Origin of the sequence: Mesorhizobium sp. NZP2077 (assembly GCF_013170805.1) — a bacterium.
Classification (GTDB): Bacteria; Pseudomonadota; Alphaproteobacteria; order Rhizobiales; family Rhizobiaceae; genus Mesorhizobium.
The window spans coordinates 4,163,522-4,184,080 of record NZ_CP051293.1 but is presented as its reverse complement, the minus strand read 5'-3'; the positions used below and the strand labels follow the sequence as shown (position 1 = coordinate 4,184,080).

The 20,559-nt window shown below is 62.3% G+C and carries 17 protein-coding genes; 9 read left to right on the top strand and 8 right to left on the bottom strand.

The window, feature by feature from the left end; genetic code table 11:
• Window positions 1-3 precede the first annotated feature (3 nt).
• The 7 genes from HGP13_RS20740 (at window position 4) to HGP13_RS20710 (ending at window position 7,933) form a co-directional block, all read left to right on the top strand.
• Window positions 4-609: an ATP-dependent Clp protease proteolytic subunit gene (locus HGP13_RS20740; RefSeq protein ID WP_027044626.1), complete on the top strand. Its 606-nt coding sequence runs from the start codon at window positions 4-6 to the stop codon at window positions 607-609.
• 90 nt (window positions 610-699) lie between these two features.
• Window positions 700-999, top strand: a complete 300-nt coding sequence (locus HGP13_RS20735; RefSeq protein ID WP_172228686.1) for a hypothetical protein — start codon at window positions 700-702, stop codon at window positions 997-999.
• Between the two features lie 697 nt (window positions 1,000-1,696).
• Window positions 1,697-4,618 carry an excinuclease ABC subunit UvrA gene (gene uvrA, locus HGP13_RS20730; RefSeq protein ID WP_172228684.1) on the top strand — a complete coding sequence of 974 codons (2,922 nt, stop codon included), beginning with the start codon at window positions 1,697-1,699 and terminating at the stop codon, window positions 4,616-4,618.
• A 35-nt stretch (window positions 4,619-4,653) separates the two neighbouring features.
• Window positions 4,654-5,106 (top strand): GNAT family N-acetyltransferase, encoded by a 453-nt coding sequence (locus tag HGP13_RS20725; protein ID WP_172228682.1) that lies wholly within the window; start codon window positions 4,654-4,656, stop codon window positions 5,104-5,106.
• Window positions 5,107-5,721 carry a hypothetical protein gene (locus tag HGP13_RS20720; RefSeq protein WP_172228680.1) on the top strand — a complete coding sequence of 205 codons (615 nt, stop codon included), beginning with the start codon at window positions 5,107-5,109 and terminating at the stop codon, window positions 5,719-5,721.
• A gap of 74 nt (window positions 5,722-5,795) precedes the next feature.
• Entirely contained in the window at window positions 5,796-6,602 is an 807-nt protein-coding gene (locus HGP13_RS20715; protein WP_172228678.1) for a DUF72 domain-containing protein, read from the top strand.
• A 182-nt stretch (window positions 6,603-6,784) separates the two neighbouring features.
• On the top strand, window positions 6,785-7,933 hold the full coding sequence (locus tag HGP13_RS20710; protein WP_172228676.1) for a GGDEF domain-containing protein: 1,149 nt from the start codon (window positions 6,785-6,787) through the stop codon (window positions 7,931-7,933).
• Window positions 7,934-8,003: 70 nt separating this feature from the next.
• On the opposite strand, the gene HGP13_RS20705 is transcribed toward HGP13_RS20710, so the two are convergent.
• The 6 genes from HGP13_RS20705 to urtA all read right to left on the bottom strand — a co-directional run bounded on the left by HGP13_RS20705 (window position 8,004) and on the right by urtA (window position 14,204).
• Window positions 8,004-8,180 (bottom strand): hypothetical protein, encoded by a 177-nt coding sequence (locus tag HGP13_RS20705; RefSeq protein ID WP_013531844.1) that lies wholly within the window; start codon window positions 8,178-8,180, stop codon window positions 8,004-8,006.
• Between the two features lie 268 nt (window positions 8,181-8,448).
• Entirely contained in the window at window positions 8,449-9,144 is a 696-nt protein-coding gene (gene urtE, locus HGP13_RS20700; RefSeq protein ID WP_013895283.1) for an urea ABC transporter ATP-binding subunit UrtE, read from the bottom strand.
• Between the two features lie 71 nt (window positions 9,145-9,215).
• Window positions 9,216-9,962 carry an urea ABC transporter ATP-binding protein UrtD gene (gene urtD / locus HGP13_RS20695; RefSeq protein WP_095200084.1) on the bottom strand — a complete coding sequence of 249 codons (747 nt, stop codon included), beginning with the start codon at window positions 9,960-9,962 and terminating at the stop codon, window positions 9,216-9,218.
• A gap of 6 nt (window positions 9,963-9,968) precedes the next feature.
• The gene (urtC, locus tag HGP13_RS20690) at window positions 9,969-11,204 is read right to left on the bottom strand and encodes an urea ABC transporter permease subunit UrtC (RefSeq protein WP_172228674.1); all 1,236 of its coding nucleotides are present in this window, start codon (window positions 11,202-11,204) and stop codon (window positions 9,969-9,971) included.
• Entirely contained in the window at window positions 11,201-12,817 is a 1,617-nt protein-coding gene (gene urtB / locus HGP13_RS20685; RefSeq protein ID WP_172228672.1) for an urea ABC transporter permease subunit UrtB, read from the bottom strand. The genes urtC and urtB overlap by 4 nt, the downstream gene beginning before the upstream one ends.
• A gap of 106 nt (window positions 12,818-12,923) precedes the next feature.
• Complete coding sequence (gene urtA / locus HGP13_RS20680) at window positions 12,924-14,204, bottom strand: urea ABC transporter substrate-binding protein (protein ID WP_246707458.1); 1,281 nt, start codon at window positions 14,202-14,204, stop codon at window positions 12,924-12,926.
• Between the two features lie 345 nt (window positions 14,205-14,549).
• Here urtA and HGP13_RS20675 point away from each other — a divergent pair, with 345 nt between their 5' ends.
• Complete coding sequence (locus HGP13_RS20675; RefSeq protein WP_172228668.1) at window positions 14,550-14,957, top strand: hypothetical protein; 408 nt, start codon at window positions 14,550-14,552, stop codon at window positions 14,955-14,957.
• A gap of 131 nt (window positions 14,958-15,088) precedes the next feature.
• On the top strand, window positions 15,089-17,002 hold the full coding sequence (locus HGP13_RS20670; protein ID WP_172228666.1) for a PhoX family phosphatase: 1,914 nt from the start codon (window positions 15,089-15,091) through the stop codon (window positions 17,000-17,002).
• Window positions 17,003-17,060: 58 nt separating this feature from the next.
• Here HGP13_RS20670 and HGP13_RS20665 read toward each other — a convergent pair whose 3' ends face one another.
• Together HGP13_RS20665 and HGP13_RS20660 are read right to left on the bottom strand one after the other, a co-directional pair.
• Window positions 17,061-17,774 (bottom strand): DeoD-type purine-nucleoside phosphorylase, encoded by a 714-nt coding sequence (locus HGP13_RS20665; RefSeq protein WP_172228663.1) that lies wholly within the window; start codon window positions 17,772-17,774, stop codon window positions 17,061-17,063.
• A 192-nt stretch (window positions 17,775-17,966) separates the two neighbouring features.
• Entirely contained in the window at window positions 17,967-20,543 is a 2,577-nt protein-coding gene (locus HGP13_RS20660) for a PAS domain-containing sensor histidine kinase (RefSeq protein WP_172228661.1), read from the bottom strand.
• Window positions 20,544-20,559 lie beyond the last annotated feature (16 nt).

Here is a 20,559-nt window from a genome sequence, read left to right as displayed (position 1 = left end):
AAAATGAGCGGTATTGCCAGTCTGGTGCCGATGGTGATCGAGCAATCGAGCCGCGGCGAACGTGCCTTCGACATTTTCTCGCGGTTGTTGCGCGAGCGCATCGTCTTCATCAACGGCGAGATCAACGACGATGTCTCAGCACTTGTCTGCGCGCAGCTTTTGTCGCTCGAGTCCGACAATCCCGACAAGGAAATCTCGCTCTACATCAACTCGCCGGGCGGCGTGGTGACCAGCGGCTTCGCCATATACGACACGATGCAATATATCAGCTGCCCGGTATCGACCGTGTGCATGGGCTTTGCCGCCTCGATGGGGTCGTTCCTGCTGATGGCCGGCACGGCGGGGCGCCGCATTGCGCTGCCGAACGCCACCATCCTGCTGCACCAGCCGCTCGGCGGCTTCCAGGGCCAGGCCTCGGACATCCAGCGTCATGCCGAGCGCATCGGCAAGACCAAACGGCATATGGCCGAACTCTATGCCCAGCATTGCGGCCGCAGCTATGAAGAGGTCGAACGCACGCTCGACCGCGACCATTTCATGACGGCGCGGGAGGCGCAGGCATGGGGCATTGTCGACCACGTCTTCGATACGCGCAAGAAGGCGGCATGAAAGCCAGGGCCGGATCGGGCACCTGCCCGCTGTCGAAGATTTGACGATACCGGTCTGGCCGCATCGGCGGCACGTCCCTATAATCCCGGGATGACCGACACTCATTCGCCCAGAACATCGCATCGCATCATCGCCGCCGCCGCGCTTACTTTTGCCAGCCTTTTGAGCAGCACGGCACTTGCCGACGACAGTTCAGCGCAGCCGCAGAAAGGCGCCCTGCCCGGCGTGACCGGCGACTACCGCATCGCCAAGCCCGCCCCCGTGCCAGAGCCCGACGACGCACTTCCCAGCAACGGCAACGGCACGTTCAAGATCGGCGATACCGATGTCAGGATTTCCGGCAGCATAAGGGTCGATGTCGCCACGGGCGGATTCAAGCCACGGAAATAAGTTGCCGCCGCCGCGGACAACTCAGCCATCCCCACAAGAACAGCCCCGCCGTGCCTTTGGGCAAACGGACGGGGCTTTTCTGGATCTCAAATCCAGTTTTTGCCGGGAGTGTACTGCCGGCGTTTGATTTCGGATGCTTCGCGGCGTCAGCCGACGATCCGACTAGCAGTCTCTGATTTTTGGGGGATACGGCAAGTCACGGTTTGTCGGGTGGCGCAAACGCTAAACCCTGGCACTTATGCCTGCCGCAGCTCCAACGAGATGTGGAGCCCTTGGGGACTATCCGGTGGCGTCATGCTCCGCTCCTGTGTCCGTTGCGACATTGTCGTCGCGAAGCGCAAATCGCTAATGCCTGCGGCGTCTCGCAGGCCGCCTTGGGGCGGCGAGGCCATCGAAAGACGGCCGGCTTCACTTGACCGTTAGAGACTGCTCCTGTGAGCCGGCCACGTCAACCATCAATAGCCGGTTACCGAAAATTGTGATCGCCGGGAGGTTACGTTCAGGTCAGTTTTTGCACTGCTTTGTCAGGAGCGTGTTCGGCCTTTGTTCTTTTCGCTTGCCCCTTCGCGCGAAAGGCGGTTAAACGACTTCTGTCGGGAATTGTGGCCTCGACGTGGCGGCAAAAACACCTACATAGGGGATGGCCGGGAAAATCCCGCCAATCCCACGAATTCCAGATCTGAGGCGGCGACCGGCGATGGCCGACCATAAATTCCTTTCCATTCGCGGGGCGCGCGAACACAATCTGAAGAACGTCGATCTCGACCTGCCGCGTGACAGCCTGATCGTCATGACCGGCCTGTCGGGCTCCGGCAAATCGTCGCTCGCCTTCGACACCATCTACGCCGAGGGCCAGCGCCGCTATGTCGAGAGCCTGTCGGCCTATGCCCGGCAATTCCTCGAAATGATGCAGAAGCCCGACGTCGACCAGATCGACGGGCTGTCGCCTGCCATCTCCATCGAGCAGAAGACCACGTCGAAGAACCCGCGCTCGACGGTCGGCACCGTCACCGAGATCTACGACTATATGCGCCTGCTGTTCGCGCGTGTTGGCATCCCCTATTCGCCGGCCACCGGCCTGCCGATCGAGAGCCAGACGGTCAGCCAGATGGTCGACCGCGTGCTGGCGGTCGAGGAAGGCACCCGCCTGTTCCTGCTCGCGCCGATCGTGCGCGGCCGCAAGGGCGAATACCGCAAGGAGCTGCTGGAACTGCAGAAGAAGGGTTTTCAGCGCGTCAAGGTCGACGGCGTCTTCTATGAGATCGCAGACGTTCCGGCGCTCGATAAAAAATACAAGCACGATATCGACGTCGTCGTCGACCGCATCGTCGTGCGCGGCGATCTGGCCACGCGTCTTGCCGACTCTATCGAAACTGCGCTGAAGCTCGCCGAGGGGCTAGCGGTGGCCGAGTTTGCCGACAAGCCGCTCGATTCCAGCCAGACCGGCGAGGATTCGGTCAACAAGTCGAAGAACGAGACGCATGAGCGCATCCTGTTCTCCGAAAAATTCGCCTGTCCGGTCTCCGGCTTCACCATTCCCGAAATCGAGCCGCGGCTGTTCTCGTTCAACAACCCGTTCGGCGCTTGCCCGACCTGCGACGGTCTCGGCAGTCAGCGCGCCATCGACCCCAATCTCGTCGTGCCCGACGAGAACGTGTCGCTGCGCGACGGCGCCGTCAGCCCATGGGCGAAATCGACCTCGCCCTATTACGTGCAGACGCTCGAGGCATTGGGCAAGGCTTACAACTTCAAGCTCGGCGACAAGTTCAAGGATCTGAGCACGGAAGCCCAGGACGCGATCCTGCGCGGCACTGGCGAGCGCGAAGTCACCTTCCAGTATGATGACGGGCTGCGCTCCTACAAGACGACCAAGACCTTCGAAGGCGTCATTCCCAATCTCGAGCGGCGCTGGAAAGAGACCGAATCCGCCTGGATGCGCGAGGAGATCGAGCGCTTCATGTCGGCGACGCCTTGCCCGGTCTGCAAGGGCTACCGGCTGAAGCCTGAAGCGTTGGCGGTGAAGATTGCCGGCAAGCATATCGGCGAAGTCACCGAGCTTTCGATCCGCAAGGCCGACCAGTGGTTCACGGACCTGCCGCCACATCTCAACGACCAGCAGAACGAGATCGCGGTGCGCGTGCTCAAGGAAATCCGCGAGCGCCTGCGCTTCCTCAACGATGTCGGGCTCGACTATCTGACCCTGTCGCGCAATTCCGGCACGCTGTCGGGCGGCGAAAGCCAGCGCATCCGGCTAGCCTCGCAGATCGGTTCGGGCCTGACCGGCGTGCTTTATGTGCTGGACGAGCCGTCGATCGGTCTGCATCAGCGCGACAATGCGCGTCTGCTCGACACGCTGAAGCACCTGCGCGACATCGGCAACACGGTGATCGTCGTCGAACACGATGAGGACGCCATCCTGCACGCCGACTATGTCGTCGACATGGGTCCGGCCGCAGGCATCCATGGCGGCGAGATCATCGCCCAGGGTACGCCGCAGCAAGTGATGGCCAATCCCAATTCGATCACCGGCAAGTATCTGTCGGGCGCGCTCGAAGTGGCAACGCCCGGCGTGCGGCGGGAGGCGAAAAAGAACCGGCGCCTGAAGATCGTCGGCGCGCGCGGCAACAATCTGAAGAACGTCACCGCCGAAATTCCGCTCGGCACCTTCACCGCCGTCACCGGTGTGTCGGGCGGCGGCAAGTCGACCTTCCTGATCGAGACGCTGTTCAAGGCGGCCTCGCGTCGCATTATGGGGTCGCGCGAGCATCCCGCCGAGCATGACCGCATCGAAGGCCTGGAATTCCTCGACAAGGTCATCGACATCGACCAGTCGCCGATCGGCCGTACGCCACGGTCGAACCCTGCCACCTATACCGGCGCCTTCACGCCGATCCGCGACTGGTTCGCCGGCCTGCCGGAAGCCAAGGCGCGCGGCTACCAGCCGGGCCGCTTCTCCTTCAACGTCAAGGGCGGCCGCTGCGAGGCCTGCCAGGGCGACGGCGTCATCAAGATCGAGATGCACTTCCTGCCCGACGTCTACGTCACCTGCGACGTCTGCCACGGCAAGCGCTACAACAGAGAGACGCTCGACGTGCAGTTCAAGGGCAAGTCGATCGCCGACGTGCTCGACATGACGGTCGAGGAAGGCGTCGACTTCTTCGCCGCCGTGCCCGGTGTGCGCGACAAGCTCGACACGCTGAAGCAGGTTGGCCTCGGCTACATCCATATCGGCCAGCAGGCGACGACGCTTTCGGGCGGCGAGGCGCAGCGCATCAAGCTGGCCAAGGAATTGTCGCGCAAGGCGACCGGCAAGACGCTCTACATCCTCGACGAGCCGACCACCGGCCTGCATTTCCACGACGTCGCCAAACTATTGGAAGTGCTGCACGAACTGGTCGACCAGGGCAACACGGTGGTGGTTATCGAGCACAATCTCGAAGTGATCAAGACCGCCGACTGGGTTCTCGACCTCGGCCCCGAAGGGGGTGACGGCGGCGGCGAGCTGGTCGCCCAGGGCACGCCGGAAGCGATCGTGCGCGAGAAGCGCAGCTACACTGGCCAGTTCCTCAAGGAATTGCTGGAGCGGCGCCCCGGAGGCAAACGCGAAGCGGCGGAGTGATGGCCGAACCGGTTCGCGCCTGGGGAGACTTTGAAATGACCATCCAAAGAGCGGTTGCCGGCGATCTGCAAACCGTTGTCTCGCTGACTGCGGCAGCCTATGCGCCTTACACTGCTTTGTTGGACGCGCCGCCGATCCCGGTGACTGAGGACTACGCGCCTCGCATCGCGCGCGGCGAGGTCTGGCTGCTGGAGAGCGGCGATAAACTGGCTGGAGCGCTTACGTTGGAGCGGCACGAGGATTACGCGATGATCTTCTCCGTCGCGGTGTCGCCCGCCTTCCAGGGCAAGGGTTTTGGCACAAAGCTGCTCAATCACGCGGATCAGCAGACTCGGCTGTGGGGCCTGTCGGAGATTCGGCTCTGCACCAATGCGAAGATGGAACGGAACATCGCGCTCTATCTTGCTTACGGCTATCGCGAAACGGGTCGCCGGCCCAATCCCTACCGGCCAGGATGGGTGCTCGTCGACATGGCGAAGGCGATGTGAATGCTGGCCGGAAGCGCTATCGAAAATAAACTGACCTTGGCTGGCGTGGTCCGCTCGTCGCATGCTTATGGCGCCGACTATTTGTCCGAGTTCCAGCGCATCCTGCTGCAACATGTGAAGCCTGACACGCGCGCCTATCTGGAGTGGGGCACGGGCCACACGACGCTGGCTATCCTTGAGATGAGGGACCGACTGGCCATCGACAATCTCTTTTCGATCGAGGACAGCCAGCCGTTCCTCGATCAACTTCTGCCGCAGCTGCCGCAGTGGAGCGGTTTCCATCCGATCTGCCTGGACCTGCGGGGTCCGATGTTTGGCGACCGCGATCCGGAGCTCAACTATTCCACCTGGCCGCTGAGCCTGAAGCGCAAATTCGATTTTATCTTCATCGACGGCCGGCGCCGCATGGAATGCGCGTTCATGGCGACGCTGCTTTGTCATGCCGAGACGATCGTGATGCTGCACGACTATCGCCGCGCACGCTATCAGCCGATCAAGGCTCTGTACGACATCGTCGAGGACGGAAATCAGTTTCGCGTCATGCGGCTGCGGAAGGACCTTTACCCCTCCGGGACGCCGACAATCTTTCCCCCGGATCGGTCACCACCCACTTGACCGAAATTGCCGGTCGCGGATCGTTTTTTACCAACGCAAGCCCCTCATGACAAAACACTTTGGAGGAGAAGTCCATGAGCAAATCGGGAACAATCCGCTCCGGCATGGGCGGCTGGACCTTCGAGCCCTGGGACACGTCCTTCTATCCGGACAAACTGTCGAAGGCCAAGCAGCTGCAATATGCCAGCCGGCAGGTGCCGAGCATCGAGGTCAACGGCACCTACTATTCCAGCTTCAAGGAGCCGACCTTCGTCAAATGGGCCAGCGAAGCGCCGGACGGTTTCGTTTATTCGCTGAAAGGCAACCGCTTCGTCACCAACCGCCGCGTGCTGGGCGAAGCCGGCGAATCGATAGCTCGCTTCCTCGGCTCCGGTGTTGCCGCACTTGGCGACAAGCTCGGGCCGATCCTGTGGCAGTTTGCGCCGACGAAAAAATTCGATCCGGACGATTTCGAAGCCTTTTTGAAACTGCTGCCGGAAAAGCAGGATGGCGTCGCGCTGCGCCATGCACTCGAAGTCCGCAACGACAGTTTCATCGTGCCGGAATTCGCAGCGCTTGCCCGCAAGTACAAGGCGGCGATCGTCTATGCCGACCATGCCAAATATCCTGATATCGCCGATGTCACCGGTGACTTCGTCTATGCACGGCTGCAGACGGGTTCCGACGACAATCCCGATTGCTACACGCCAAAGGGCCTCGACGAATGGGCGGCGCGGGTAAAAACATGGGCTGAGGGCAAGCAGCCGCGCGATTTGCGGCGCGCCGATCCCGCCACGGACGCACCGGTGCAACCACGCGACGTCTTCGTCTACTTCATAACCGAGGGCAAGGTGCGTGCCCCCTTCGGCGCGATGGCGCTGATGAAACGGGTAGCCGACTGACAACCATCCGCAGCGGTCCGGCTACATGCTGAAAGCGCATCATCTATGCGTTTTGCGCGTAGCAAAGCGCCTATGCGTAGCATCTTCGCCTCCATCGTAACCTTATCGACACTTCCTTGCCGCATGAATGCGACGATGCCAAGCCGCAGAGCTGGAGTCGCCGCCGGCAGGGAAAGAGGGGCATGTCGCTCGACTACACTTCACTTCTGCTGGCTGTCGGTTTCTCCGCCGCTTGCCTGAGCCTGACATTGTTCGGCATGTGGTTGACCGCCCGCTCGGAAAAGTTCCTGCTGACATGGGCGGTCAGCCTAGTGTTCGTGGTTGGCGATATCTTTGTCTATGACGCCTATATCGATATGCCCGGGCGCGTGCTCGGCATAGCCACGCTCGCTTTGTTGCTGCTCGGTTTCTCGACCATGCTGGGTGCGGCCTACCAGTTCAGAACGGGCGGCTCGCCGCTGCCGCGGGCACTGTGGGGCTGCGTTTCGCTGGCGATAGCGCTGCCTGCCATGGCTCTGGGTTATGACGGCCTCGGCTTCATGTTCGAGAACCTGTTCGCCGCCCTGCTCCTGGTCGCGACAGCGCTCGAATACTGGAAAGGCCGCGACGAAGCCCCTGCCCTGACGATCGGCCTCACCGCACTCTATGCAGCCACGGCCACGTCCTTCGCGCTCTGTGCCATGGTTCTTATTGAGGACGGAAAGCTGGTTCTCGGCCATGCGCCCAGCAACTGGGCCGAGGAATTGAGCCTCATCGTCGTCATCGCAAGCATGACGGGTATCGGCGCCCTGTCGCTTGCGCTCAACCAGGGGCGCCTGGCCAGGCACCACCGCCGCAATGCTTTGACCGATCCCCTGACCGGCCTGCTCAACCGGCGTGCGCTGTTCGACCTGCATGGCCATGTCCCCGTCGGCGCCTTTACCGCCGTGATCGTCTTCGACCTCGACAATTTCAAAGCCATCAACGACGAATTCGGCCACGCGGCGGGCGACGAGGTGCTGAAGGTGTTTGCTGGGGAACTCGCCGGCAATCTTCGCCAGACCGACGTTGCCGCACGCATGGGCGGCGAGGAATTCGCGCTGGTGCTGAAGCGCACCCTGCCGGAGACGGTCGAGGAAGCGGCCGAGCGCATCCGGGCCGCCTTCGCGACGCGCCTGATCGAAACCGAGACGGGATCCCTGACCTGCACGGTCAGTGCCGGGTTTGCGTTCGGCAGCAAAGACGGCATCAGCTTCGACAAGGTGCTCAGCGCCGCCGACAGGGCGCTCTACGACGCAAAGCGCGGCGGCCGCAACCGCGTCACCGCTTCTCCATTCCGGCGCGCGAGCTGATCGCACGCTACGACACGAATAAAATCAAAGGCCTTAAGCGCGTCACCCGACGCGCTTAAGCGAAGGCGGCTTATGCCGCCATGACGATTTCATTGAAAGTATCGAGATCGACGTAGAACACCTTGGTGATCTCCTCGATCAGGTCGTCGTAGTCGCAGCCCTGTGATCTCAGGATGTTGATGGCGGCGATGATGTCGACGCGTTCGGTAAGCCGCCGCTTCTGGTAGTCCTCGACGTAACGTTCCATGGCTGTCCCTTAGCCTGTGTGCCCAAACGCGTTGAACGACAGAGATCGCAGAGGGGGAAGCTAGGAAGCCTTGCTTGCGTGGAACTTGCCCGGCCTTCGCCGCGCCCTCGATCTGCGATAACCAGACTGATACGGAAGCGGCCGACTCACAAAGCCAACAAAAGACTAGCATGCAGCCTCTGGTGCACCAGAGATGCAGATCGCCGGATGGAAGAAATATTGGACTTGCCAAAGATTTTGGATTGTCAGTCGAAATCCAGCACCGATTCTAGACGGTAAGGAACTTTCGCACATCAGCGCGATCTAAATCTTCCGCCGGGCCAGTATGGACGATCTGGCCCCGGTCCATGATGTTGACCTCATCGGCGAGTTCGCGGCAGAAGTCGAGATACTGTTCGACCAGCAGCACCGCAATGCCGGCCTGGTCGCGCAGGTAACGGATGGCGCGACCGATGTCCTTGATGATCGATGGCTGGATGCCTTCCGTCGGCTCATCGAGGACCAGCAGCTTCGGCCGCATGACCAGTGCCCTGCCGATGGCCAGTTGCTGCTGCTGACCGCCGGAAAGATCGCCGCCACGGCGGCCGAGCATCTGCTTCAGCACCGGAAACAGTTCGAAGACATGCGCCGGCACGTTGCGGTCGGCACGCTTCAACGGGGCAAAACCCGATTCCAGGTTTTCGCGCACCGTGAGCAGGGGAAAGATCTCCCTGCCCTGCGGTACGAAAGCGATGCCCGACCGGGCGCGGTCATACGCCGCGCTCCGGTCGAGCGCCTTCCCCTCGAAGGCAACGCTTCCGCTCGTCAGCCGGTGGTGGCCGACGATCGATCTCATCAAACTGGTCTTGCCGACGCCGTTGCGGCCGAGCACGCAAGTGATCTTGCCGGCGCCCGCCTTCAGCGAAACGCCACGCAGCGCCTGGGCGGCACCGTAATGGAGCGTGGCGTTTGAAACTTCGAGCATGTCTCAGCGCCTTTTCCAGAATCGGAGAAACGACAGATCGAAGCGATGGAATTGAACTCGCCAAACCATGCTCATCTCCCCAGATAGACTTCGACGACGCGCTCGTCGGCCGAAACGAAATCGAGTGTGCCTTCCGACAGCACCGAGCCCTCGTGCAGGCAGGTCACCTTGACGCCGAGTTCGCGCACGAAATGCATGTCGTGCTCGACGACGATGACCGAATGGTCGCGCGCAATGTCCTTGAGCAGCCGCGCGGTCTCCTCGGTCTCGGCATCGGTCATACCGGCCACCGGCTCGTCGACCAAAAGCAGCTTTGGATCCTGCGCCAACAGCATGCCGATCTCCAGCCACTGTTTCTGGCCGTGGCTGAGATTGGCCGCCAGCTCATGGCGCTTGTCGCCCAGCCGGATGATGCCGAGAATGTCGTCGATCTGCCGCGCCTCGGCGGCCGAGCGGCGATGAAAGAGCGCCGGGAAGATCGAACGCGGGCCTTTCAGTGCCAACATCAGGTTTTCTTCGATCGTGTGGCTTTCGAAGACCGTCGGCTTCTGGAATTTGCGACCGATGCCCATCATGGCAATCTCGGCCTCGTCATGCCTGGTGAGATCGACCTGGCCGTCGAAGAACACTTCGCCCTCGTCGGGCCGCGTCTTGCCGGTGACGATGTCCATCATCGTCGTCTTTCCGGCGCCATTGGGGCCGATGATGGCGCGCATCTCACCCTTGTCGAGCACCAGCGACAGATTGTTGATGGCGCGAAAGCCGTCGAAGGAGACCGAGACGCCGTCGAGATAGAGGATGGTGTTCGATTTGCTCATGGTCGCCTACTCCGCCGCCTGCGGCTCAGGGTCGGACCAGGACCATTCGCCTGGATTTCTCGCCGGCGAGCGAGCGGGCTTCGAGGTCGCGGTCGCCAGGGCAACCTCGGTGCCGGCTTCTTCAGCGGCAGAGGCTGCGCGCAACGCCTTCGCATTGCCGCGCCAGCTATCCCACATACCGATGATGCCCTTCGGCAAAAGCAGCGTGACGGCGACGAACAGTCCGCCGAGCGCGAACAGCCAGAGCTCCGGCAGCACGCCGGTGAACCAGGATTTGCCGGCATTGACCAGCAGCGCGCCGATGATAGGCCCGACGATGGTGCCGCGCCCGCCGACGGCCGCCCAGATCACCACCTCGATCGAATTGGACGGCTCGAACTCACCGGGATTGATGATGCCGACCTGCGGCACATAGAGCGCACCGGCAATGCCGGCCATGACGGCCGATACGGTGAAGGCGAACAGCTTTACGTTCTCCGCCCGCCAGCCGAGGAAGCGCGTGCGGCTCTCGGCGTCGCGCACCGCCATCAAGAGCTTGCCGTATTTGGAGCCGACGATCGCCCAGGTGATGAACACGGCGAGCGCGAGCATCACCGCGCTCGCGGCAAACAGCGCCGAACGCGTCGCGTCGGCCTGTACGTTGAAGCCCAGAATATCCTTGAAATCGGTCAGGCCATTGTTGCCGCCGAAGCCCATGTCGTTGCGGAAGAAGGCAAGCAGCAGCGCATAGGTCATCGCCTGGGTGATGATGGAGAGATAGACGCCGGTGACGCGGCTGCGGAAGGCGAACCAGCCGAAGACGAAGGCGAGCAGGCCGGGCACCGCAAGCACCATGAGACCGGCGAACCAGAAATGGTCGAAGCCGTACCAGAACCAGGGCAATTCCTTGTAGTTCAGGAAGACCATGAAGTCAGGCAGGATCGGGTTACCATAGACGCCGCGCGAGCCGATCTGGCGCATCAGATACATGCCCATCGCGTAGCCGCCGAGCGCGAAGAAGGCGCCGTGGCCAAGCGAAAGGATGCCGCAATAGCCCCAGACCAGGTCGAGCGCGAGCGCCAGCAACGCATAGCAGAGATACTTGCCGGTCAGCGCCACGATATAGGACGGGATGTAGAACGCGCTCGCCGGCGACACCGCCAGGTTGAGCAGCGGCACGACGATGGCCACCGCCAGCAGGACGAAGATGGTGATGGCGATGCGGTGGTCCGCGCCGGCGGCAAAGAAGCGTCCGGCAATCATGCTTCCACCGCCCTGCCCTTGAGCGCGAACAGGCCGCGCGGGCGTTTCTGGATGAACAGGATGATCAGCACCAGCACGACGATCTTGCCGAGCACGGCGCCGGCATAGGGCTCGAGGAACTTGTTGACGATGCCGAGCGAAAAGGCGCCGACCAGCGTGCCCCAGAGATTGCCGACACCACCGAAGACCACGACCATGAAGCTGTCGATGATGTAGCCGCGGCCGAGATTGGGCGAGACGTTGTCGATCTGGCTGAGCGCCACGCCGGCGATGCCGGCAATGCCGGATCCGAGCGCGAAAGTCAGCGCGTCGACCCATGGCGTCCTGATGCCCATCGAGGCCGCCATGCGCCGGTTGGCGGTGACGGCACGCATCTGCAAGCCCCAGGGCGTGCGCTTCATGACGTAGAGCAGCAGGCCGAAGACGGTGAGCGCGAAGACCAGGATCCACAGACGGTTCCAGGTGATGGCGAGCTGACCAACGTTGAACGACCCTGACATCCACGAGGGGTTGCCGACCTCCTGGTTGGTCGGCCCGAAGATCGAGCGCACCGCCTGCTGCAGGATCAGCGACACGCCCCAGGTCGCCAGAAGCGTCTCCAGCGGCCGGCCGTAGAGGAAGCGGATGACGCCGCGCTCGATGATCAGGCCAACCAGCGCCGAGACCAGAAAGGCAAGCGGCAGCGCGATCACCAGCGACCAGTCGAACAGGCCGGGAAAGGACGTGCGGATCACCTGCTGGACGACGAAGGTGGTGTAGGCGCCAAGCATGACCATCTCGCCGTGCGCCATGTTGATGACGCCCATGACGCCGAAGGTGATGGCGAGCCCGATCGCCGCGAGCAGCAGCACCGAGCCCAGCGAGATGCCGTACCAGATGTTCTGACCTACATCCCAGAAAGCCAGCGTCGAGTTGATGCTGGCGATCGCGGCCGTCGCCGCTTCCTTCACGGCTCCCGAGGCATTGGCCTCGACCGAAGTGAGCAGCGAAACCGCGTCGCGGTCGCCGCGCGCGCCGACCAGTGCGATGGCCGCCAGCTTGTCTGCATCAGGCCGGTCGGAGACAAGAACCGAGGCGGCGCGGGCCTGTTCGAGCAGGGCCTTGACGCTCGCCACGCTTTCACTGGCGATCGCTGCGTCGAGCGGTCCGATATTTGTGGCGTCCGGCGTCTTGAACATGGTGTCGGCGGCGGCGATGCGGACAGTCGGATCCTTCGAACCGAGCGTCAATGTGCCCAATGCATCTCGGATGGCGCGGCGCAAGGTGTTGTTGACGCTGATCTGGGTGATGTCGTCCTGGGAGGCCTCGCCCGCTGCCTCGCCGCTCAGCGGATCGAAAAGCTGGACGTTCTCGTCGCCTTCCTTGCCGACAAACACCATCGAGTCGGCGGTACGAACGTAAAGATTGCCATCCGCCAATGCAGCAAGCGGACGTTCGACTGCCGGATCGCCTGTGGCCGTCAACTCTTGAACTACAGCTCCCGTCTCGGAAAAGTCGGTTACTGTCGCGAATTTGGCAATGATGGCACGCAGATCGGCTTCCGCAGCGCCCGAAGACGACAGCGTCGTCAGCAGGAACAAGAGCGTCAGGCCCATCGCGTGGAAGATCTTCATCGGTTTTTGGTGACCCTTGAACGTTGAAGTGGGCGTCCGGACGGTGGAGGAACCGTCCGGACGCGCGCGGTCTTGGACATGGACCCGGAGGTCCAGCCCGGGAGGATCAGTTCGTGCCCTTGCCGCCGCACTTGCCGGTTTTGACGTTGAAGTTGCCGCAGCTGAGCGGCGCGCGCCAATCGGAGATCAGGTCCTTGGAATCCGGCAGGTAGTCGGACCATTCGTCGCCCATCACAAGGCCCGGCGTCTTCGAAACCGTTTGGAACTGGCCATTGGCCTGGATTTCGCCGATCAGGACAGGCTTGGTGATGTGGTGGTTCGGCATCATCGTCGAATAGCCGCCGGTAAGGTTCGGCACCGAAACGCCGATCATGGCATCGATGACCTTGTCCGGATCGGTGGTGCCGGCCTTCTCAACCGCCTTCACCCACATGTTGAAGCCGATATAGTGGGCTTCCATCGGGTCGTTGGTGGTGCGCTTGTTGTTCTTGATGAACTTGTGCCAGTCGGAGATGAACTTCTTGTTCTCAGGCGTGTTGACGCTCTCGAAATAGTTCCAGGCGGCGAGATGGCCGACCAGCGGCTTGGTGTCGAGACCGGCCAGTTCTTCCTCGCCGACCGAGAAGGCCATGACCGGGATGTCCTCAGCCTTGATGCCCTGGTTGCCGAGTTCCTTGTAGAACGGCACATTGGCATCGCCGTTGACGGTCGAGACGACAGCGGTCTTCTTGCCGGCCGAACCGAATTTCTTGATCGCCGAGACTTCCGTCTGCCAGTCCGAGAAACCGAACGGCGTATAGTTGGTCATGATGTCCTCGGCCGCGACGCCCTTGGATTTCAGATAGGCTTCGAGAATCTTGTTGGTGGTGCGCGGATAGACGTAGTCGGTGCCTTCCAGCACCCAACGCTTCACCGAGCCGCCATCCTTGCTCATCAGATAGTCGACGGCCGGAATGGCCTGCTGGTTCGGAGCCGCACCGGTGTAGAAGACGTTGCGCTCGCTTTCCTCGCCCTCATACTGGACGGGATAGAACAGGATGTTGTCGAGTTCGGAGAACACCGGCAGCACCGATTTGCGCGACACCGACGTCCAGCAGCCGAACACAGCCGCAACTTTGTCCTTCGAAATCAGCTCGCGCGCCTTCTCGGCGAACAGCGGCCAGTTGGAAGCCGGATCGACGACGACGGCCTCGAGCTTCTTGCCGAGCAGGCCGCCCTTGGCGTTCTGTTGCTCGATGAGCATCAGCATCGCGTCCTTCAGCGTCGTCTCCGAAATCGCCATAGTCCCCGACAGCGAATGGAGAATGCCGACCTTGATCGTGTCCTCGGCCGCCCTGGCGGGAGCCGACATCAACAGACCGGCGGCAACAACGCTCGCCGAAAACATTTTTGTTATTGTCGAGAAATTACCCCTCATACGGAAGACTCCCAAGCTGGTTGATTGCACCACGACAATACAATGCAACCCCCATGCCAACCGCTGCGGGGACGTTGAAAAGTGGAAAATAACCAAACGTTATCAGCCCGTTATTATATTAGATCGAACAAACCAAAGAGAGCCGGTTAAAAAATGGTTGAGGGAAATTTGCGCAGCGCACAAGGCATCTGCCTAATTTTCGCCCAATTTTACCAAACGCCTAGATTTTGGCCTCAACGCGCCGGGTCGCGGACGACAAAATGTTGCGGCGAGGCGCAAAAATAGGGCAAGCTCGCTCCTTAACCGAGCAACGTCATGGCATCCCTGATTTCACGCATTTTGATCGGCATAGTGTTTCTGGCGACTGCGACCGGCGCAGCACGGGCCGACTTCAGTGACGGCAAGATGCCCGATGGCACCTATCACTGCGAAGTCTACCTGCTCGGCATGTTCATCAACCTCGGCGACATCACCATCAAGGGAAATGTCTATACGGGCCCCGTCACTTTCGGGACCGTCCAACAGGGCTATAATTACCAGATGGACGCAAACGGCGTGATCTCCTGGCTGGGGCCGCTCGGCGGCTACACCGCCGGCGGCAACGCGCTGTCGATGACCCAGGCAACGCTGGACGGCCAGAGCCCGCCCTCCTTCGACATCATCATGAAGCAGCCCGACGGCGCCTTCACCGCCTCGACCTGTACCAAGGGAGCCAATCAGTAGGCCTTTCCCTGGCAACGGCGCCGCCTCCATGCAGCCACAAGCCGTGTCCGCCTTCTCATGTCATCTGGATGTTGCCGAAACTGGATAGGGCAGCGTTGCGCCGTCACCCATCCACATCGAGAGGCAGACACATGGCCGACTTCCCGTCTTCATCCTCCCCTGTCATTCGCGATATCATCGCCGAGCGCGTCTCGCGCCGGACCCTCCTGAAAGGCAGCCTTGCTTCCGGTGCGTTGATCGCCGGCGGCAGCTTTGTCGGCTCGTTGTTTGCCGGCGAAACACATGCGGCTGCGGCACTTTCCACGCTCGGTTTTCCCGAGCTGAAGCGCGTCTATGACAAGACCCACGCCGCCGCGGAAGGTTACGAAACAACTGTTGTCGCACGCTGGGGCGATCCGCTTGTCGCCGGCCTGCCGGTTTTCGACGGTAACACGGTTCCAGCCGCCGAACAGGAAAAGCGCTTCGGCTACAACTGCGATTACATCGCCTTCCTGCCGTTGCCCAAGGGTTCGGTGAACTCCGACCATGGCCTGCTTTGCGTCAATAACGAATACATCTCGCCCAACGTGATGTTCCCCGGCATGACCGAAGACAACGCCGGCAAGACGATGAGCAAGGAACAGGTCGATCTCGGCCTGGCGGCGATGGGTCATTCGATCGTTGAAATCATGTTCAAGGACGGCAAGTGGCAAACGGTCGAGGACAGCCCGCTCAACCGCCGCATCACCGCCACCACCGAAATGACGGTTTCCGGACCGGTGGCAGGCCATGCGCTGCTCAAGACGTCCACCGACGCGACCGGCACAAAAGTGCTCGGCACCAGCTACAATTGCAGCGGCGGCTTCACCCCCTGGGGCACCGTGCTGACCTGCGAGGAAGGCGTTTCCGACCTGTTCGGCGGCGACCCGAAAAAGGCGCCGGCCGCTGACATTCTCGACCGCTACGGCTTCGACGGCTCCGACATCTATGGCCGTGGCCGTTTCCATGACCGCTTCAACATCGACAAGGAGCCGAACGAGCCGAACCGCTTCGACTGGGTCGTCGAGATCGACCCTTATGATCCCCACTCAAAGCCGGTGAAGCGCACGGCCCTTGGCCGCATGTCGCACGAGGCCTCGACCGTCGTCCTCAACAAGGACGGCCGCATCGTCGTCTACATGGGCGACGACGACTATTTCGAATACATGTACCGCTACGTCTCGAACAAGGCCTACGACAAGGCGAATCCGGCTTCCAGCAGCGGCCTTCTGGACGATGGCGTGCTATCGGTCGCCCGTTACGATGCCGATGGCTCGATGACCTGGCTGCCGCTGGTTCACGGCCAAGGCAAGCTCACCGCCGAGAACGGCTTTGCCGACCAGGCCGAAGTGCTGTTGAAGACGCGCCTTGCCGCGGATGCCCTCGGCGCGACCCCGATGGACCGGCCGGAGGACATCGAGACCAATCCGGTCACCGGCCGCGTCTACGCCGTCATGACCAAAAACAAGAAGCGCGACGAATCCAAGGTCAATCCGGCCAACACGCGGCCCGAAAACCTCTGGGGCCACATAGTCGAGCTGATCCCGCCCGGCGGCCGAGGCGCTGACGCCGACCACACCGCCGAGAAATATGCATGGGACCTGTTCGTGCTCTGCGGCAATCCCAAGGACGCGAAAGTCGGCGCCACCTTCCATCCCGACACGTCGGACAATGGCTGGTTCGTCTGCCCCGACAACATCACCTTCGATCCGGCCGGACGGCTGTGGGTGGCGACCGACGGCGCTAATGATTTCGACCTTCCGGACGGCGTCTATGGCGTCGACACGGAAGGTCCGGCGCGTGGCCTGCCAAAGCTGCTGTTCACCTGCCCGCATGGCGCGGAAGCGACCGGCCCTTGCTTCACGCCGGATGGCACGACGCTGTTCCTTTCGGTCCAGCATCCCTCGGAGGATGCCGAAACGCTCGACAAGGCACAGTCGTTGTGGCCGGATTTCAAGGACGGCCAGCCGCCGCGGCCATCGGTCGTCGCCATCCGCCGCAAGGACGGCCAGCCGGTTGGGGCCTGAGACTGCGAGGCCCGAACGACGCGGAACCCTGTAGGGTCCCGCGCCGGCGGGAAGCGGCCTAGCGCCCTTCCCTAGCGATTTCGAGCGCCAGCCGGCTCATATCGGCGAAAAGCGCCTGGCGTTCGGAATAGTCGGCCTGTTCGCCGGTAACCAGATTGTCGACGACGGTCAGCAGCGACAAGGCCCTTGCGCCGAAATGCGCCGAGATGCGGTAGAGCGCACTGGTTTCCATGTCCACGGCCAGCGCCCCGAGCGCCCTTGCTTCGGCATAGCGGGTGCGCGCTTCAGGATGGTAAAATATGTCGGTGCAGGCTGTCAGCCCGGCGTGGTGGTCGATGCCGAGTTCGGCCGCCTTGGCCAAGGCGCAAGCAAGCAGCGCCGGATCCGGGCCGGTATCAGCTCCGTAAAGGCCAAAGACCTGACCGCTCTCCGTGTTTTCCGGCCGTGCCATTTGCGAGATCACCAGGCTGCGCAGCTTTACCTCGTCGCTGAGGCCGCCGCAGGTGCCGGTGCGGATCAGTGTTCTGACGCCATAATAGTCAAGCAACTCATGGACATAGATCAGGAACGATGAAACGCCGATACCCGTCGACTGAATGCTGATGGGCCGGCCGCGAAACAGGCCGGTAAAGCCCAGAGCACCGCGTCGGCGATTGACGCGGCGCGGCGCTTCCAGAAATGTCTTCGCCATCCATTCCGCACGCTGCGGATCACCCGGCAACAGCACTGTCTCGGCGTAGTCGCCCTTGTCTGCCTCGATGTGTGGCGTCAACCGCTGCTCCCCCAAGCCCGCTTGCCGTTTCATCCACAATCATGGCGCTGTCACGGCGTTGTGCAAGACCGGTCACTGGGGCGCGCAGAATCAATGCATGTCGCCCAAAAGTGAGCGCGGTTTTGGGAAAACGACATGCATAAAAACAAGACCTAAAGCGCGGCGCATGAATCCGTTTCGACGCGACGCGCTTTAGGACTCAAGCACGTCCTTGACGATCGTCGCCAGTTGCTTGAGCGAGAACGGCTTCGGCAGGAAGCCGAAATGCGCGTCGGCCGGCAGGTTCCTGGCGAATGCATCCTCGGCATAGCCGGACACGAAGACGAACTTGATGTCCGGCTGGCGCTTGCGCAATTCGCCAAGCAGGGTCGGCCCGTCCATTTCCGGCATCACCACGTCGGAAACGACGATGTCGACCTTGCCGCCCAAGGCTTCGAACACTTCCAGCGCCTCGACGCCGGAGGATGCCTCGTGCACGGTGTAGCCGCGCGAAATCAGGGCTCGCATGCCGCCCATGCGCACGGCATCCTCGTCCTCGACCAGCAGCACCGTGGCTGACCCGGACAGGTCCTTGGTGCTGTCGACTGGTTTGACTGGTGCTGCGCTTGGCGCTTCCCCGGGGTCGGCCGCCGTCTTCGCTTCCGCGATGTGGCGCGGCAGGAAGATGCGGAAGGTCGATCCCTTGCCGACCTCGGAATCGCAGAAAATGAAGCCGCCGGTTTGCTTGATGATGCCGTAGACCATGGACAGGCCAAGGCCGGTGCCCTTGCCGACCTCCTTGGTAGTGAAGAACGGCTCGAAGATCTTCTTCAGCACATCGGGCGCGATGCCGCTGCCGGTGTCCTCGGCTTCGACCACGACATAGGCGGCCGCGGTGAGTTCGCGATAAGGGAAGGTCTTGCATTCCTCGGCGGTGACGTTGCGGGTGCGCACGGTAAGATCGCCGCCGGCAGGCATCGCGTCGCGCGCATTGACCGCCAGATTGACCACCACCTGCTCGAACTGGCCGATATCGACCTTCACCGGCCACAGGTCGCGGCCGTGGTCGATCCTCAGCTTGATGTCGTTGCCGACCAGGCGGGCCAGCAGCATCCTGAGATCGGCGAGCACGTCGGTCAGGTTCAGCACTTCCGGCCGCAGCGTCTGCTTGCGCGAGAAGGCCAGCAACTGCCTGACCAGCGAGGCCGCCCGGTTGGCATTCTGCTTGATGTTCATGATGTCGGGGAAAGACGGGTCCGACGGCCGGTGATTGGTCAAAAGCAGGTCCGAAGCCATGATGATGGCGGTCAGCACATTGTTGAAGTCATGGGCGATGCCACCGGCGAGTTGCCCGACCGCCTGCATCTTCTGGCTTTGCGCCATCTGCCCTTCGAGCGCCTTCTGCTCGGTCGTGTCGACGGCGTAGACGATGGCCGATTCCTCGGCACCCTCGCCGCCGGTGCCATCGGCGACGGCATTGACGTAGAATCGGATGTGCCGCTCTTCGTTACCGGGCAGCACGGTGTCGATCGGCTCGATGTCGGCCTGCCGCTGCCGGGCTTTTTCGAATGCGGCGGCAAAAGCCGGCCGCTCGCGCTCATGGATCACCGTATCGAGCCGCACGCGGCGATCCACGGCGTCCCGGTCGACGACCGAGGAAAACAGCGACAGGAACGGCGCGTTGGTGCGCAGGATGCGCCCGCTGGCATCGACACCCGCGATCGCCATCGGCGTTGAGTTGAAGAAGCGGGTGAAGCGTACTTCCGAAGCGCGCAGATCGGCCGAAGCATCCTCGCCCTGGGTGCGGTTGAGCACGATCGTGCGCGTCGGGCCGCCGACACCTTCGCGGCTGGCCGAAACGCGATGCATGAAGCGCACCGGCAGCGCCTCTCCCGTCATCGTCGTCAGGTCGAGATCGATGACCGCGTTGCGCGTCGTGCCGGGATCGGCCTTGACCGAGCGCACCAACGCCATGCCGTCGCCGGCAACGATATCAGGCAAGGTTACGGCGCCGGGCGTGAAGCTGGCGAGATCGATGCCCAGCCATTCCGCCAGCGTGGCGTTGATGTAGGTGACCCGCCCGTCCTGGTCGGCCGAAAAGAAGCCGGCTGGGGCATGGTCGAGATGATCGATGGCCTTCTGCAGGTCGAGGAAGAAACGCTCCTGCTCCGCCCGTTCCTGCGAAATGTCGGAGAGTTGCCAGGCCAGCATCGGCAATCGCTGGCCCGGAACGCTGAACGTGCGGGCACGCGCCCTGTACCAGCGGGCGCCCGGGTCGGCGCCGGGTCGGATCGACTGCGCCAGCCGAAATTCGCCGTCGCCCGGCTGGCCGTCACGCAGGCCGGATGCCAGCCGGTAAATGGTCACCGAGGCCTCGGGAACATCCGAAAGCAGCCCTTCGACCGTCTTGAGGTCGGCGGCCGAGGAGGCTCCAGTCATGTCTGCATAGGCCCGATTGGCGTAGACGACGCGGCCCTTGGTGTCCGTCACCAGCAGGCCCTGTGCCATCGAATCGACGAAAGCCTTGGACAGTTCATCGCCGGTCGAGCGCGGCGTCACCTGTACGAAGCCGATCGCGGTCGCGAACAGGAAGCCAACGCCGATCATCGCCAGCACGCCCAGCATGCCGAGCAGGAACGGGTCGCCGAGGCGCTCGCGGAACAGGCCGAAGATGATCGCGGCGCCCGTCAGAACGACGATGAAGATGATGAGCCGGGTGACCGCGCCCGGTCGCGTGTTCTGGTCGACGATCGGTACCGGATAGAAATCGCCGCGCGCTTCCTTGGCCATATGCCCCCTGCTCGTG